The sequence below is a fragment of the Marivivens donghaensis genome (assembly GCF_030410045.1).
Classification (GTDB): Bacteria; Pseudomonadota; Alphaproteobacteria; order Rhodobacterales; family Rhodobacteraceae; genus Marivivens; species Marivivens donghaensis.
This window is the reverse complement of sequence record NZ_JAUFRA010000001.1, coordinates 161,204-176,165: the sequence shown is the minus strand read 5'-3', so window position 1 is coordinate 176,165 and position 14,962 is coordinate 161,204. Positions and strand designations below refer to the sequence as shown.

General features: G+C 49.5%; 16 protein-coding genes and 2 tRNA genes. 11 read left to right on the top strand and 7 right to left on the bottom strand.

Annotation, left to right across the window (positions count from 1 at the left end; all coding sequences use genetic code 11):
* Together QWY83_RS00890 and QWY83_RS00885 are read left to right on the top strand one after the other, a co-directional pair.
* On the top strand, nt 1-1,356 hold the full coding sequence (locus QWY83_RS00890; RefSeq protein ID WP_249946699.1) for a GREB1-related protein: 1,356 nt from the start codon (nt 1-3) through the stop codon (nt 1,354-1,356).
* A gap of 33 nt (nt 1,357-1,389) precedes the next feature.
* Nucleotides 1,390-1,947, top strand: a complete 558-nt coding sequence (locus tag QWY83_RS00885; RefSeq protein WP_249946698.1) for a hypothetical protein — start codon at nt 1,390-1,392, stop codon at nt 1,945-1,947.
* Here the strand turns inward: QWY83_RS00885 and QWY83_RS00880 are convergent.
* The 6 genes from QWY83_RS00880 to QWY83_RS00855 form a co-directional block, all read right to left on the bottom strand.
* Complete coding sequence (locus QWY83_RS00880; RefSeq protein ID WP_249946697.1) at nt 1,925-2,224, bottom strand: hypothetical protein; 300 nt, start codon at nt 2,222-2,224, stop codon at nt 1,925-1,927. The genes QWY83_RS00885 and QWY83_RS00880 overlap by 23 nt on opposite strands.
* A gap of 927 nt (nt 2,225-3,151) precedes the next feature.
* Nucleotides 3,152-3,568, bottom strand: coding sequence for a hypothetical protein (locus QWY83_RS00875; RefSeq protein WP_249946696.1), 417 nt, complete (start codon nt 3,566-3,568; stop codon nt 3,152-3,154).
* Between the two features lie 249 nt (nt 3,569-3,817).
* Nucleotides 3,818-4,141 (bottom strand): hypothetical protein, encoded by a 324-nt coding sequence (locus QWY83_RS00870; RefSeq protein ID WP_249946695.1) that lies wholly within the window; start codon nt 4,139-4,141, stop codon nt 3,818-3,820.
* A gap of 22 nt (nt 4,142-4,163) precedes the next feature.
* Nucleotides 4,164-4,589 carry an HD domain-containing protein gene (locus QWY83_RS00865; RefSeq protein WP_249946694.1) on the bottom strand — a complete coding sequence of 142 codons (426 nt, stop codon included), beginning with the start codon at nt 4,587-4,589 and terminating at the stop codon, nt 4,164-4,166.
* 281 nt (nt 4,590-4,870) lie between these two features.
* Complete coding sequence (locus QWY83_RS00860; RefSeq protein ID WP_249946693.1) at nt 4,871-6,085, bottom strand: tyrosine-type recombinase/integrase; 1,215 nt, start codon at nt 6,083-6,085, stop codon at nt 4,871-4,873.
* Between the two features lie 163 nt (nt 6,086-6,248).
* Nucleotides 6,249-6,325 (bottom strand) — tRNA-Arg (locus tag QWY83_RS00855).
* A gap of 111 nt (nt 6,326-6,436) precedes the next feature.
* Between QWY83_RS00855 and QWY83_RS00850 the strand changes: the two genes are divergently transcribed.
* The 7 genes from QWY83_RS00850 (at nt 6,437) to QWY83_RS00820 (ending at nt 12,614) form a co-directional block, all read left to right on the top strand.
* Nucleotides 6,437-7,462, top strand: a complete 1,026-nt coding sequence (locus tag QWY83_RS00850) for a LacI family DNA-binding transcriptional regulator (RefSeq protein ID WP_067552753.1) — start codon at nt 6,437-6,439, stop codon at nt 7,460-7,462.
* Nucleotides 7,463-7,638: 176 nt separating this feature from the next.
* The gene (locus tag QWY83_RS00845) at nt 7,639-9,066 is read left to right on the top strand and encodes a circularly permuted type 2 ATP-grasp protein (protein ID WP_249946830.1); all 1,428 of its coding nucleotides are present in this window, start codon (nt 7,639-7,641) and stop codon (nt 9,064-9,066) included.
* 3 nt (nt 9,067-9,069) lie between these two features.
* Nucleotides 9,070-10,014, top strand: a complete 945-nt coding sequence (locus QWY83_RS00840; protein WP_249946692.1) for an alpha-E domain-containing protein — start codon at nt 9,070-9,072, stop codon at nt 10,012-10,014.
* Nucleotides 10,011-10,814: a transglutaminase family protein gene (locus QWY83_RS00835; RefSeq protein WP_249946691.1), complete on the top strand. Its 804-nt coding sequence runs from the start codon at nt 10,011-10,013 to the stop codon at nt 10,812-10,814. The genes QWY83_RS00840 and QWY83_RS00835 overlap by 4 nt, the downstream gene beginning before the upstream one ends.
* Before the next feature lie 12 nt (nt 10,815-10,826).
* Nucleotides 10,827-11,558: a proteasome-type protease gene (locus QWY83_RS00830; protein ID WP_249946690.1), complete on the top strand. Its 732-nt coding sequence runs from the start codon at nt 10,827-10,829 to the stop codon at nt 11,556-11,558.
* A gap of 179 nt (nt 11,559-11,737) precedes the next feature.
* On the top strand, nt 11,738-12,031 hold the full coding sequence (locus QWY83_RS00825; RefSeq protein ID WP_105236063.1) for a hypothetical protein: 294 nt from the start codon (nt 11,738-11,740) through the stop codon (nt 12,029-12,031).
* Nucleotides 12,032-12,071: 40 nt separating this feature from the next.
* Entirely contained in the window at nt 12,072-12,614 is a 543-nt protein-coding gene (locus QWY83_RS00820; RefSeq protein WP_249946689.1) for a hypothetical protein, read from the top strand.
* Between the two features lie 93 nt (nt 12,615-12,707).
* Here the strand turns inward: QWY83_RS00820 and QWY83_RS00815 are convergent.
* Nucleotides 12,708-12,783, bottom strand: a tRNA-Lys gene (locus QWY83_RS00815).
* Between the two features lie 94 nt (nt 12,784-12,877).
* On the opposite strand from QWY83_RS00815, the gene dapF reads away from it, so the two are divergent.
* Nucleotides 12,878-13,690 carry a diaminopimelate epimerase gene (dapF, locus tag QWY83_RS00810; RefSeq protein ID WP_249946688.1) on the top strand — a complete coding sequence of 271 codons (813 nt, stop codon included), beginning with the start codon at nt 12,878-12,880 and terminating at the stop codon, nt 13,688-13,690.
* Nucleotides 13,687-14,940, top strand: coding sequence for a tRNA (N(6)-L-threonylcarbamoyladenosine(37)-C(2))-methylthiotransferase MtaB (mtaB, locus tag QWY83_RS00805; RefSeq protein ID WP_249946687.1), 1,254 nt, complete (start codon nt 13,687-13,689; stop codon nt 14,938-14,940). Before dapF ends, mtaB begins: the two co-directional genes overlap by 4 nt.
* Nucleotides 14,941-14,962 lie beyond the last annotated feature (22 nt).

Sequence of the window (14,962 nt, the reverse complement as noted above, 5' to 3'; positions counted from 1 at the left end):
ATGGTTAAGAAGCCAGAAGTTCAGGAGTCTCATACCTACCAATCTTTGGCTGGACTAATGCCATCAACGGTAGATGGCTCAAAACCCGATAAGCCAAGCACAAAGCTTCCCGACTACCCTTTCACCATGAAGGTCAACACTTGGACCCTTGGCGGCACTGAGAAGTTTGCTGAGGCAATTGGGATGGACCTGTGCAGTGATGTCAGAGCATTCACCTTTGTTGCAACACCAAACACCTCAAGGTCAGGGATTTACACAGAGAGACGGTCTGATCCCTTTAAAAAGCGAGCAACTCATAAGAATCGTATCGAATCAAAGCTCTGGACCAACACACTTGAGTTTATGCAAGATGGTTGGATCCATTACATATCTTTCAAAGTCACATTTAACACCGAACATGACTTCCTAGAATTTTGTCGACGGGTTAAGCAAAGATTGAGTGTCGGTCAGGCATTTATGACCTATCCGCCGACAAAGCCAAAGGTTTACAAATACCACTGGGTTTCAGAATGGGGCAACAAGAACCCAAAGTATCCAATGTATATCATTTCAAAGGGTCGAGGTGACAGTCGCCTTACTGCTCGTTTTTTTGAGAGAACCAGTATCCCATACTTCATCGCTATCGAACCACAGGATTATGATGAGTATGCTTGTGTCATAGACGAAAAGAAAATCCTTGTTCTACCATTTTCTAACCATGGTGATGGTCCAGGTCGAGCAAGAAACTGGTGCTGGGATCATTCTGTAGAACATGGCTTCAAAAGGCATTGGGTATTCGACGACAATATAGTTGAGTTTAGTCGACTGCACCGACATCGTCGGCTACCTATCGCTGATGGAGGGATGTTCCGAGTTATTGAAGAGTTTGTTGATCGCTTTGAAAACGTTCCTATCTCTGGACTGGTGTACGACTTTTTCGCACCTGAAAAGGGAGCGTTTCCACCATTCATCCTCAACACCCGGATTTATTCGTCTTTACTAATTGAGAATTCCTGCCCGCATCGATGGAGAGGACGTTATAACGAAGACACCATTTTAAGTTTGGATGTTCTGAAGGATGGTTACTGCACAATGCAATTTTACAATCTGCTTCAAGGAAAATCGCCTACCCAGAAGCTAGGTGGTGGTAACACAGCAGAGTTCTATTCTTCAGAGGGGACTTACAATAAGTCCAAGATGCTTGAGATGGCTCATCCTGATGTAGCAAGAACCGTCTGGAAATATGGGCGGTGGCATCATGAAGTAGACTACCGACCTTTCCGAGATAACACACCAATATACGTAAAAGACTATAACGCATCAAAAAATAAATATGAAACCGATCAGTTCAAAATGCGCCGAGAGAAAATCAAGTGAGGATATTTCGGATCAGAAATGGGATAAGAAAAAATGACTGACAAAGATAAATACCAAGACCTTCTTAAAGGCATAGAAAGCCCGAAAGTCCGTGCACGAGGTGAGGCAGGAAGTCCGCAAAATTCATTACGTTTCAAACTTTACAAGGTGGCATTTGATCGAATTGAAGATGGTATTAAAAGTGAGAGCTTTTTTGAAGTCATCGCCATTGCTGATAGTCTAATAACAGATCGTATTCAGGCGTTGGTTCAGTTTCTACGAAGGGAAGAACCCGAGCATTACGTGCATACTAGTATCGGACTTGCGCTTGAACTTTTACAAGTTGAAATGAAAAGCAGAAGTATTGATCTAGGTGACGAATTCAAAAGCCTCAGAAAAAAATTGAATGAATGGGTACCTGAGAGAAACATTGCAGCCCATGGTTTTGTGACAATCACACGTAAAAACCTAAACGAAGATCTGGATCACAGATTAGAGCATCTAAAGAATACCGCCATCACTGGAGCAGAACTGGCACGCATAACAACAAATCTTACGACAAAAGTATTAAGAGAATTACATATCAAGACTAATTCTTCGATAAAGCAATAGCTGTAGTAATTTGTGCTGAAACAGAGCCGACCTGATACCTTTGGGAAACTAAACCGTCAAGCAGATCAATAAACGCCCGAGTAAGAGCATCGACCTTGGCGTCGGAGCTCTTTGCATTGGTGGCAGTCCTCAAGGTTTGCTTGGCTTTATTATAAGATCGAACAGCATTGTTGCCATGGTTCCTACCTTGCAAGGCATAAGCCGCAACAGCCCCCTTCTTGACGACTCCTTCTTCCAGAGCCTGTTGCTCTGCAAGAAATGCCTTGAAGCCCTTCATGTCGTCCTCAACAGGATTACTGTCACCCGACCTGATCGATAAGACATAGCCTTCGCCATCTTTGTAACATCGTCAGCCCTTGATTGGTCATAAGGCTCAATAACTTCGATCTGGGTTACTCGTTGTTTGTAAAGGCTTCTAATGAGCTCATGTTTGGTCTTGATGGTGGCTTGATCATTCATCATCATAAAAATCCTTTGCACTATAAAACCAGTTTACCGGCTCATATAGGTCTTCTCGTGAGTTCTTAACGAAGTCTCGTATCATCCTATTCATTTCAGCCGTCATATTGGTCCTAAGCTGATAACAAGTTTCTTCAAATTGCATCTTGAGCCCTGATGGGATCCTAAAGTTCATAAGAAATATTTCTTGTTTCATATTGATCTCCTTGATTAATAAATCATGTAAATATTTATGTTTTCTTTAATCTATCCCTTCGGGATCAATGACCCTTCGGGTCATTGACTTTAGATATTTTATTTTAATTTATTATTGTGGATTTGTTTTGAACACACTTCACCTTCCGAGAGGTGAGGTATGTCCAAGGGCTTGTGTCTTCGCCTCTGTCCACATTCCGTTAGAGCAACCCATCATGCTATGGGTAAGGGCGGTTAGCCGGTCTCCTTTTATGCTCCGCTTCAAACCAGCGGCATAACCGATCAGCCAACGGAACGACTTTGATCGGTCATCGAAGGTTGCAGTGTGGCAGAGCCTTCATCGTGACGATAATTTTTATTCAGCCCATTCGCCTTTGCTGCCTTGAAACCAAGATAAATCTTGGCGGGTCCTAACTCAATCTGCACCGACGTTCCAATCAAGTACCGCCGTTACTCATCAGGGTTTCCCCACGAGGTTTGACATCCAATATGTTATTGTCCGGTTGGACATGTTTATTTATATGAGATAATCTATACGGGTGAAGATATTTTATATATTTTCACAAAGAAGATCATAATAAAGTGCTTCTTGGGTGCTGCAAATATCTGGGGCAACTTGATCTTGAAGGATAGCAATTATAAGTTCGCATTCGCCTTTGTATCCTGAAAACTTGATCCTCTCCTCGTTTGGTTCAGGGAAAAACTGTAATCGCTGAATAATATCACCCTCAGGACAGGTTAGTATAATTTCATGAATATTATAGGGAAGGCAAGTTGGAAATACTTGCATCCCCGAAAACCTTTCGCATATTTCTTCTATTTTTTCCACTTTTAACATAGTTTCAAGCGTACCATAGGTCACTCTTTTATTTTTTTCCCTTTTGTATGTACAATTGATATTGACGCCAAATTCCTTATCTAGAGTTGATAGGCAATCCTTTATCTTTCCGTTTATATCGACTTTCATTTTATTCTCCATTTTTATTAATAAATATCTGAGGTAAATGACCTCAAAAATAAGATATCATAGGCTAAGCACCTGTAAACAAAAGTTTTACACTTAGCTCAATCCATTTCGGGTCCGAAATGAGTCAAATATACAAATGACGTTGTGATTATAAATTGATCACCAAATCTTTGTAAACCATTCGCCATTTTTTCGGCGGAGCCATGATCGCATATTTAAATTTTTTTATAAAAACCGAATAAATGAATTTTAGCTCCACATTTGATTATCAAAATTCAATCCATTTTCTCGGAACAACACTTTCAAGCTTGACAAACTTAAGGGCTCACTTTGATTGAATGCGTGTTTAAAAAGTAAAATCATCAGCATAGGCGCATCAATTCTTTTAATTATAACAAATTCTTCATGATCCCAATCACCGTAAATTTGTTCAAGATTATCACCAGTTAAATATTCCTCGATTTGAATATCCCATTCCTTCGTGTAGTAAATTCTGACAGATCTCGTGTGAACGCTTCCGTCAATTTCCCAAGAATTAGAAAAGACTTCAAAGGCTTCTTCTTGCTTTAACATTTTTCGATATCGCCCATAGTTCTTAATATTTTCTAAGCATGGACAAAGCGTCTTTATATTTGTTCAATCTTTTGACATCCTCCATCGTGATATTTTTTATCCTCGTCACATCAAGATTATCCAGAATATCTGCTATCTTAACTTGTCTCCCTAACTGATTTTGAGCGGCACGTTCTATAAAGTCTTCGTAATTTTGATCTTCATCTGATTTTGTTACAGATTGCAGGGCTTTCAAAATTTTTTCTGAAAATCCCTCAGCTCTTAATCTTTCAATATTCCAGCCATCACAATCTTCAACTACATCGTGAAGTACGCCCACAATCCTTTCTTCTTCACTACATAGAGAAAGCATTACCCTCAATGGATGCAAGATATAGGGATTTCCCCCTTTATCAGTCATTCCACGATGGGCTTCGACAGCAATTTCAATAGCTCTTTGCAGATGCATAGTGTATAAATTCCCTCTATAATACACAGGTTTGTAGGTTCTTCGCCAACACCCTCAAGAGACGTAAGATCCGTGCGTAGAACCGTTCGATCTGATCGACTTGCGACCGAGCGTGCTCGACAGGGTTGAAGATTTTCAGTCACCTATCGCTTTTGGTAATCTTCATACATGTTGCCGTATGGCGCAAAGAAGAGAGCACTTAAAGCTTCCTCATGGTCGTTTCGACTATAAGATCGCCATGTAAAACCTTTACTTGCATTAAAGGTCATACACTGAATCGCCTAAAAGGGATATTTGTTATTGGCTTTGGTGGTCGTATTTTGATTGGTGGTTTTCTTGATTGAAGACACTATGTCCGGCGTCAAAATGTGCCCGTAGAATTTTTCAATCATCTCGACTGACGTGCCCATATTCTTTGCCAAGATATATGGATTGATGTTTCCACGAAGCCGTTGCGTCCCATAGAAGTGGCGCAGGGAATAAGGCGTCCTGTTCATCCCGTCTTTAGTAATCGGCACTTCGCAGTAATTAAGCATCGAATTGAACCCGACCTTGAACGACCCAATCGGCTTTCCTGAGTTGTGATTGATGAATACCGGCTCGTTGAGGGGTGGATCACCGCCATCGAGATCAGAGCGGCGCAGGTCATACATACGCCTGAGGAAGACCTCACATCCTGGATTGCAGACAACTTCTCTTAAGCCAGTCTTGCCATTCACCTTGATGATCACGAGGCGCCCAGCCTCAACCTCAATCGTTGAGACATCATCCCAAGTGACAGTCCTCATCTCACCGATTCGGATGCCGCTGTTACTTAAGAGCAGCACATACTGCTGAAGGACGAACCGCTCTCGCCAATGACCGTTGGAACGACCTTCCTCGACCCAGGCTCTCATTCCAATCGTGATCTTCTTCCATTCGGCAAGGGTAAAGGTAGGACGTCGATTGATACCTTTCGTCTCAATCTTGGGGATCTTGAAAGGCTTGGTGACGTGACCTCTCTGTAAAGCGAACTTCATCAAGCTTTGGATCGCATTCCGCTCACGGTTCAACGTGTCGTCAGTCGGCTTCTTGCGTTTGAAGTTGAGCTTTCGCCAATCCCAATAGGCATGGAAATCCTTGGCTGTGAGCTGATCGATTCTCATCTTGCCAAAGTAATCGAGAGCATAAGTCGCAACATACTCGACAGACCGATCCTTGGTCTCAACCTTCTGATAAGCGTTGCGGCGAGAGTTTTTCCACTCCTTAAACACATCAGCGAAGGTGTTGGATTTGATCGAGCCACCGACTTTGATGTGGTGATACAGCTCATCGTAGAAGTTCATCGCCAATCTGACGGCTTCATTCCGATCTGAAGTCTTGGTCGAAACAAACTTGTAGCCTGAAGCATTGGGGACTTTGAGTCGAACGTGATACTTCGGCTTCTTGCCTTCCCGCAGAAACAAGACGATCCGACCATCACCCCTGAGGTCCTCATAGTCCCGATCGATAGCCATTTCTGCACCTCACATCACACACTGAATTTGTGACATGATATCAAAAAGATGGTCGATTTTACACTGATTTTTGTATATGTTTTGACTATGGCTATTTTGACTACTTTGGGTCAAAATACAGAAAGTCAAAAAGACATAAATTATTGATATATAATGATAAAATTGGTGACCCCGACAGGACTTGAACCTGTAACCTGCCCCTTAGGAGGGGGCTGCTCTATCCAGTTGAGCCACGGGGCCATCGCTGCCTTGAATGCCTCCCTTTGTTTCGGGCGTCAATCGTTCGGGCTTGGACTAGCGATGAATGTGTGGATAAATGCAGAGTAATAAATCTGTTACAGGACGAATGCCGTGAAAGCTCCTAGCAAACGCCCCCTTACACTTCGCGACGTGTCCGAGGCATCTGGCGTCAGCGAAATGACCGTCAGCCGCGTTTTACGCAATAAGGGGGACGTGAGCGATGCGACCCGCAAACGGGTACAGGATGCTGCAAAGTCTCTCGGGTACGTTCCGAACAAAATCGCAGGCGCACTGGCGTCGCAACGTGTGAACCTAGTGGCGGTAATCATCCCCAGCCTTGGGAACATGGTTTTCCCCGAAGTGCTGTCTGGCGTTTCAGAGATTTTGGCCGACACCGACCTTCAACCTGTTGTGGGCGTGACGGACTACCTTCCCGAAAAAGAAGAGAAGGTCCTGTTTGAGATGCTGTCGTGGCGTCCATCGGGCGTGATCATCGCAGGCCTTGAGCATTCTGATGCGTCGCGCGCAATGCTCCGTCAGGCTGGCTGCCCAGTGGTAGAGATCATGGATGTCGACGGCCACCCTGTTGATGCCTGCGTCGGCATTTCCCATCGCCGCGCCGGTCGGAAAATGGCGGAGTCGATCCTCCAGAACGGCTATCGCAAGATCGGCTTTATCGGGACGAAGATGCCGCTCGACCACCGAGCTCGTAAGCGGTTCGAAGGCTTTACCCAGACGCTCGCCAAGGCTGGGATAGAAATCTCGGATCAGGAGTTCTATTCGGGCGGATCGGCGCTGGCTAAAGGGCGCGAACTGACTGAAAAGATGCTCAAGCGCAGCCCTGACCTCGACTTCATGTATTTTTCTAACGACATGATCGGTGCTGGTGGTCTGCTCTACCTCATCGAGCAAGGCTATGACATTCCGGGTCGCATCGGCATTGCTGGCTTTAACGGCGTTGAGCTGTTGGATGGTTTGCCGCGCAAATTGGCATCCATGGACGCCTGTCGCCGCGAGATTGGCCGCCGTGCGGCGCAAATCCTCGCCGACCGCGTGACCAACCCAGACGCCGACGAAGGGCTCGTCGTTGAGCTAACGCCAAAGCTGCAGCCTGGCGACACGCTCAACCGCTCGTAATTTGATCGATTGCAAAGAGAATCAGCGCAAAATTTTTGCGCTGATTTCTTTTTCAGCCCCAGACAGTGCACTCACGGGGTTGGGGCTGCCTATTTTTTAAACAAAAGTCCATTTCGCATGCGCAACCAATCATGGTTCCAATTGTGCGCCCCATGCTCGCTTCTAAGATCGAGCCTATGGAAAAGCGCAATATTTTTGACGAAATGACAGGTGTAAACGGGGACGACATTCGCGCCCCATACACGGATTTCAACGCATGGTTCGACGGCGAAGATCCAGCCCGATTGCGTAAAAAGCAGAGGGAGGCGGAAGACCTCTTTCGCCTGACTGGCATCACCTTCAACGTCTATGGGCGCGCTGCCGCATCAGAACGACTGATCCCGTTCGATATCGTTCCGCGCGTTATTTCGGGACGCGAGTGGGCCCGACTATCGCGCGGGATCGAACAACGCGTTCGTGCAATCAACGCCTTTCTTTACGACATCTACCATCGCCAAGAAATCGTGCGTGCTGGACGTCTACCTGCGGAAATGATCGCAAAGAACGCGGCCTTCTTGCCGCAGATGATGGGCGTCAGTCCCGCAGGTGGTGTTTACACGCATATTGTTGGCATCGACCTTGTCCGCACGGGGCCTGACGAATTCTACGTCCTCGAAGACAACGCACGGACACCGTCTGGCGTGAGCTACATGCTCGAAAACCGCGAAACTATGCTGCAGATGTTCCCTGAGTTGTTTGCACGCAATCGGGTTTTGCCTGTCTCGAATTACCCAAAGATGTTGCGCCGCTCCCTAGCCGCTTGCGCACCAGCCGCGACCTCCGATAAACCGACGGTCGCTGTTCTGACACCGGGCATCTACAATTCGGCCTACTACGAACACAGCTTCCTCGCCGACAAAATGGGCGTTGAGTTGGTTGAAGGCCACGACCTGCGAGTCGTCGATGGTCGCGTGGCGATGCGAACGACCGAAGGGTACAAAGCGATCGATGTTCTGTATAGACGCGTGGATGATGACTACCTCGATCCACTAAATTTCAACCCTGACAGCCAGCTCGGCGTTCCAGGTATCATGGATGTCTACAAGGCAGGCGGCATAACAATCGCCAACGCACCTGGAACAGGGATCGCCGACGACAAGGCAATTTATAGCTACATGCCTGACATCGTCGAATTCTACACTGGCGAAAAGGCAATCCTTCAGAACGTCCCGACATGGCGCTGTAGCGAGCCTGATAGCCTCGCCTATGTCCTCGACAACCTGTCCGAATTGGTCGTCAAAGAAGTTCACGGCTCTGGCGGCTACGGGATGCTCATTGGACCGACCGCGACGAAAAAGGACATCGAGACGTTCCGCCGTAAGCTCAAGGCGCGGCCATCGAACTATATCGCTCAGCCGACTCTATCGCTCTCAACCGTGCCCATTTTTACGCGCTCTGGCCTCGCACCACGTCACGTCGATCTTCGGCCGTTTGTTTTGGTCAGCCCTGACAGGATCGACATCACACCAGGGGGACTAACTCGCGTCGCCCTCAAGAAAGGAAGCCTGGTCGTGAACTCATCGCAAGGTGGCGGCACCAAAGATACTTGGGTTCTGGAGGAGTAAAAAATGCTGGGAAAAACTGCCGGCGGCCTCTTCTGGATGTTCCGCTATCTCGAACGATCTGAAAACACGGCACGCCTGATCGAAGCGGGACTACGCATCGCCCTCACCCGCAGCGGATCGACGGACGAAGAATGGATCAGCGTCATGCAGACGGCTGCCGTACTTGATGGTTACAATGTGGCTTACGACGGTGTCGTCACCCGTGATCAGGTTATCGACTGGATGCTTCGCGACCGCGACAACCCGTCTAGTGTCCTGAACGCAGTCGAATACGCACGCAACAACGCGAAAACCGTTCGCACAGCCCTGACCCGTGAAGTTTGGGAGGCCGTGAATGAATGCTGGATGTCGCTCAAATCCGCACTCGCTCGCAAAGTCGCGGAACGTGACCTGCCGCATGTCCTTCAGTTGATCCGCCAACGCAGCGCCTATGTGCGCGGTGCGCTTCATGGAACGATGCTGCGGAACGATATCTACAACTTCGCCCGCATCGGCACGTTTTCAGAGCGGGCGGACAACACGGCGCGCATCCTCGATGTGAAATACTACGTTCTGTTGCCATCCGCGATGGCCGTTGGGTCGTCGCTCGATAACGTCCAATGGCAAACAATCCTGCGATCTGTTTCTGCCGAAGGCGGTTTTCAGATGGCCTATGGCCAAGACCCGCGTCCTCGCGAAATCGCGCAATTCCTCATCCTAGACCGTCGGATGCCCCGAAGCCTCGCGTTTTGCATAGAGAAAATACGGGCGAACCTTGGCTACCTGATGTCGGACTATCAGACGCGATTGCCCTGTCATGATCTGGCCGAAAAGCTCGCACTCCAAACCATGCAGTCCAGCATTGATGAGATTTTCGACACTGGCCTGCACGAATACATCCAACTTTTCCTCAAGGATAACGCCCTCCTCGGCCAGCAAATCGAAGTTGATTATCGTTTCACACAATGACCCAAACGCTCTCCATCCAGCACACAACGACCTATCACTACGATGAGCCAGTGCCTTACGCGCTGCTCCAGCTTCGGTTGCGTCCTAAAGATCACCACGGGCAGACCGTGCGCAATTGGGTTGTCGATGTCGAAGGCGGAAAGATCGAGGTCGAATACGATGATCAGAATTGCAACCACGTGACCTTGATCAGCTTCGACGCGGATGTGACCGAGGTCAAAGTTACCAGCAGCGGTCAGGTCGATATCAGAGAAACGAATGGTATTACGGGTCAGCATCAGGGCTTCGCGCCTCTGTGGCTCTTTGAACAGCAAACACCCCTCACCAAAGCAGGATCAGCCTGTCGGAAAATTCTCGGGCAAGTTTCGGGCGAAGTGGGCACGTTGGCGTGGCTGCACGATTTATCAAACGTAATCCGCGCCAAGGTTGCCTACGAAATCGGTGCATCCAATGTTGGTTATTCCGCAGAGGATGCAGCCCAAGCAGGGCACGGCGTGTGCCAAGACCACTCGCATATCTTTATTGCCTGTTGCCGCGCTATGAACCTGCCGAGCCGCTACATCTCGGGCTATCTGATGATGGACGATCGCACGCATCAGGACGCGACACATGCTTGGGCCGAGGCCTATGTCAAAGACCTCGGATGGGTTGGTTTCGACATCTCGAATGGTATTTCGCCTGATAGTCGGTATGTTCGTGTCGCGTCAGGGCTGGACTATGCAGACGCTGCCCCTGTATCGGGAACGCGATTTGGAACCGCTTCCGAAAGCATGGCGGTCCAGTTGCAAGTGCAGCAGTAACGGACGAGTAAGATGACCTATTGTGTCGGGATGCAGTTGAACAACGGTCTGATTTTCATGTCGGACACGCGAACCAATGCGGGTGTCGACAACATTTCGACCTTCCGCAAAATGTTCACCTTCGAAGTTCCTGGGGAACGTTGCATCACCTTGATGACGGCCGGAAACCTCGCCACCACTCAAGCCGTGATCTCAATGCTCGAAGAGCGAACGAAGGCGCCTGACAATCGGTCGCCCTCCATCCTCGAAGCGCCTTCGATGTTTCAAGTCGCCCGTTTGATCGGGGACACATTGCGCGAAGTGATCGCGCGCAATGCCGACGCGGGGCAACGCGCAGACTCGACCTTCAATGCCACGGTATTGGTCGGCGGACAGATCAAAGGCAGCCCACCGCGGATGTTCTTGATCTACCCCGAAGGCAACTTTATCGAAGCGAGCGATGAGACACCGTTTTTCCAGATTGGCGAGACGAAATATGGCCGACCGATCCTTGTTCGGGCTTACGATCCCGACATGAGCTGGGAAGCCGCTGTCAAGCTGCTGCTTGTCAGTTTTGACTCGACCATCAAAGCGAACCTTTCAGTGGGTCTCCCGCTCGATCTCCAGATCTATACAACCGATAGCTATCAGCGGGGCCTTTCGAAGCGGATCACAGCAGAAGATCCGTCTTTTAGATCAATCACAGACGGCTGGGGCGATGCCCTAAAAGCTGCATTCGACAGCCTTCCTGAAATCTCACTTTGATATTTTTTATCGTTTGATGGAGCGAAATACTCAGATGTGTGTTACGATGCCACAAACGCGTCTAGAAATTTACGGTGATTACCCATATTAACCACCATCTACGTCTTCTGAGCACGCGTAAAACACTGCGCGTTTGCGGTATCAGCACCAGACGCAATATCGAAGGTACCTAATCGGCCATGTCTAGTCTCAAAGCAATCTCGCAACTGCGCGTTCTTCTTCGGGATATGGAACGCTCACTCGGGCTAAGCGAACTCACTGACGTTGAGCGTGACTTGCTCTCTGCAGCGGCCGAAGTTTCGATGTCCACAGGGACCCTAAAAACCGCAGACCTTATGGCTCACAAGCTGACGTCGTCAGTCCCCCGCGCGTCTTTTTTCCGTGCGCTCCGCGTGTTGGACATGAAGGGCTATTTGGTGTCCGATGCTGACCTCGGAAAAGGCTGGTATCGTTTGAACCCAGAACTCAAATAGTGACTCTCCGAGTCGGATTATATCGGAAGCGATAAGACGTATGAGAAATGAGGTCCTGAGAACGGTCGTCGTTTCCGCCTGCTTCCTGATTGCCTTTTGGATTTCGATTTTTGTTCTGGGCCCGATCCAGACCTATTTTCTGGGTAATCTTCCCAACTACTTGAGCCTGCTATTTTTACCGCACGGCGTCCGCCTACTGACGGCATGGCTCTATCGCGAAAAGTCGATCCTCTACATTTTTCCAGGCGCTTTGCTGTCGCACATTTCGTCCCAAGGAATCGGGTCGATCACAGAATCCTCTGTTTTGACAACGCTCGTCGGATCAGTCGTCGGAATCGGAGGGATACTCGCCGTCGAGGCCGTAAGCGGCACGAAAATTACCTCCCTCAAATCAATGTCCCAGTGGAAATTGCTCCTCATCGCAGGAGGAATCGCATCATTGGCCAATTCGATTCTCAATTGTTTGGTCTATGGGACCGACGTGATTCAGGGGATTGGTTATTTGATCGGCGATATTTCCGGTCAATTCTTCCTGATGGTGATTTTGGTATTCGTGTTTCGAATCGAACGCCGAATGGCGTGAAAAGCTCGGAAACCCAGAAAAACCTGTAAAATTAAGCCTGAGAAACAAAAAAGGCGCCCGAAAGGCGCCTTTTTTCGTTCTCTTTAGAGAAAGTGGTGAGCCGTGCAGGATTCGAACCTGCGACCCACTGATTAAAAGTCAGTTGCTCTACCAACTGAGCTAACGGCCCACTGTGGTGCGGCTTCTAGAAAGGTCGCTGGGTAGGGTCAACCCGAAAATCGCGATCTCTGGATTTAATTTTTATCGAGGCGTATACGACCACCATGCGCGCAGAACAAAATACTGGCCTGCCGTTCATGAAAATGCACGGTTTGGGCAATGATTTCGTAGTCATTGATGAACGCGTCCTCGGCACTGTCGTGGACGAAACCTTGGCTATTGCCATGGCCGATCGCCACATGGGAATCGGGTTCGATCAACTGGCGACCATTCACGAAGGCCGAAATTCGGACCTTCATCTGGTCTTTTGGAACTCTGACGGATCGCAATCCGCCGCCTGTGGAAACGCGACTCGCTGTATTGCCCGCTGGGAAATGGATCGCACGGGCAAATCCGCCCTCACGATCACCACAGATCGCGGCACCCTATTCGCCGAAGATGCAGGCAATGGCCTGACCTCGGTGAATATGGGGCCACCTCAGCTGAACTGGGACGAAATCCCGCTCGCTCGTGAAATGGATACGCTGTCACTGCCGATGGACGGCTCCCCCACGGCAACTGGGATGGGCAACCCACACTGCACGTTCTTTGTCGACGATGCCGAGGCTGTCGATCTGACCACCTTTGGACCCACAATCGAACATCACCCGCTCTACCCCCAGCGCACGAATGTGCAGGTCGCCACGGTTGTTGGACCTGATCACATTCGTATGCGGGTTTGGGAACGTGGCGCTGGCCTAACGCTGGCATCTGGGTCATCTTCATGTGCGACAGCTGTCGCAGCGGCCCGCAGGGGGCTCACAGGGCGCATGGTACGGATTGATCTGGATGGCGGCACCCTCCACATCGACTGGCGCGAGGATGGCGTCTGGATGACTGGGCCAACGGCGCATGTGTTTGATGGTATCTGGCGATGAGCGCACCTGTCTTTTCGACCTTGGGCTGCCGCCTGAACGCCTACGAGACCGAAGCGATGAAAGATCTTGCTGCGAAAGCAGGGGTCGAAAACGCTGTGGTCGTGAATACCTGTGCGGTGACATCCGAGGCCGTGCGCAAAGCCAAACAAGAGATTCGCAAACTTCGTCGTGAAAACCCTGATGCAGTTCTGATCGTGACGGGCTGTGCCGCTCAGGTCGAACCAGAAACATTTGCGGCGATGCCCGAAGTAACTCGCGTCATCGGCAACACCGAAAAGATGCAGGCGGATACTTGGGCATCCATGGCCCCCGACCTCATTGGTCAAACCGAGGCTGTGCGCGTCGACGACATCATGTCGGTCACTGAAACCGCTGGTCATTTGATCGACGGATTTGGGACACGTTCGCGCGCTTATGTTCAGGTCCAGAACGGCTGCGATCACCGCTGCACGTTTTGCATTATCCCGTTTGGCCGCGGCAACTCTCGCTCGGTCCCTGCTGGTGTCGTGGTCGATCAGATCAAACGCTTGGTCGATAAGGGATATAACGAAGTCGTCCTCACCGGTGTGGACCTGACCTCGTGGGGCGCCGACCTCCCCGCCACGCCGAAACTCGGCGATCTGGTCATGCGAATCTTGAAACTGGTGCCAGACCTTCGTCGCCTTCGGATCAGTTCCATCGATTCTATCGAAGTTGACGAAAACCTCATGCAGGCCATCGCTACTGAACCTCGGCTCATGCCTCACCTGCATTTGTCGCTACAGCATGGTGATGATTTGATCCTCAAACGGATGAAGCGCCGCCACCTCCGTGATGATGCGATCCGCTTTGCCGAAGACGCGATTAAGCTGCGCCCCGACATGACGTTCGGTGCAGACATTATCGCGGGCTTCCCGACCGAGACCGAAGAGCATTTCCAAAACTCACTACGTCTGGTCGATGAATGCCATCTGACGTGGCTTCATGTGTTTCCCTATTCGATCCGTCAGGGCACACCAGCCGCACGAATGCCGCAAGTGAACGGAAAACTCATCAAAGATCGCGCCGCCCGTCTTCGCGCAAAAGGGGACGAACGAGTCGCCGCCCATCTGGCGCAACAAATCGGCCGGACGCATCAGATTTTGATGGAAAACGCGCGTATGGGTCGGACCGAACAATTCACCGAAGTGATGTTCGAAACAGACCAGCCCGAATCGGAAATTGTGACCGCTACAATTCTGGGTGTTGACGGACAACAGCTTCGCGCCTGATCGTTGGCTGTCGATACGACAC

Excerpts from the sequence above, each read along its gene's own strand:
- QWY83_RS00890 (WP_249946699.1), top strand. The coding sequence starts at position 1 with ATGGTTAAGAAGCCAGAAGTTCAGGAGTCTCATACCTACCAATCTTTG.
- QWY83_RS00885 (WP_249946698.1), top strand. The coding sequence starts at position 1,390 with ATGACTGACAAAGATAAATACCAAGACCTTCTTAAAGGCATAGAAAGC.
- QWY83_RS00880 (WP_249946697.1), bottom strand. The coding sequence starts at position 2,224 with ATGAAGGGCTTCAAGGCATTTCTTGCAGAGCAACAGGCTCTGGAAGAA.
- QWY83_RS00875 (WP_249946696.1), bottom strand. The coding sequence starts at position 3,568 with ATGAAAGTCGATATAAACGGAAAGATAAAGGATTGCCTATCAACTCTA.
- QWY83_RS00870 (WP_249946695.1), bottom strand. The coding sequence starts at position 4,141 with ATGTTAAAGCAAGAAGAAGCCTTTGAAGTCTTTTCTAATTCTTGGGAA.
- QWY83_RS00865 (WP_249946694.1), bottom strand. The coding sequence starts at position 4,589 with ATGCATCTGCAAAGAGCTATTGAAATTGCTGTCGAAGCCCATCGTGGA.
- QWY83_RS00860 (WP_249946693.1), bottom strand. The coding sequence starts at position 6,085 with ATGGCTATCGATCGGGACTATGAGGACCTCAGGGGTGATGGTCGGATC.
- QWY83_RS00845 (WP_249946830.1), top strand. The coding sequence starts at position 7,639 with ATGGAAAAGCGCAATATTTTTGACGAAATGACAGGTGTAAACGGGGAC.
- QWY83_RS00840 (WP_249946692.1), top strand. The coding sequence starts at position 9,070 with ATGCTGGGAAAAACTGCCGGCGGCCTCTTCTGGATGTTCCGCTATCTC.
- QWY83_RS00835 (WP_249946691.1), top strand. The coding sequence starts at position 10,011 with ATGACCCAAACGCTCTCCATCCAGCACACAACGACCTATCACTACGAT.
- QWY83_RS00830 (WP_249946690.1), top strand. The coding sequence starts at position 10,827 with ATGACCTATTGTGTCGGGATGCAGTTGAACAACGGTCTGATTTTCATG.
- QWY83_RS00825 (WP_105236063.1), top strand. The coding sequence starts at position 11,738 with ATGTCTAGTCTCAAAGCAATCTCGCAACTGCGCGTTCTTCTTCGGGAT.
- QWY83_RS00820 (WP_249946689.1), top strand. The coding sequence starts at position 12,072 with ATGAGAAATGAGGTCCTGAGAACGGTCGTCGTTTCCGCCTGCTTCCTG.
- dapF (WP_249946688.1), top strand. The coding sequence starts at position 12,878 with ATGCGCGCAGAACAAAATACTGGCCTGCCGTTCATGAAAATGCACGGT.
- mtaB (WP_249946687.1), top strand. The coding sequence starts at position 13,687 with ATGAGCGCACCTGTCTTTTCGACCTTGGGCTGCCGCCTGAACGCCTAC.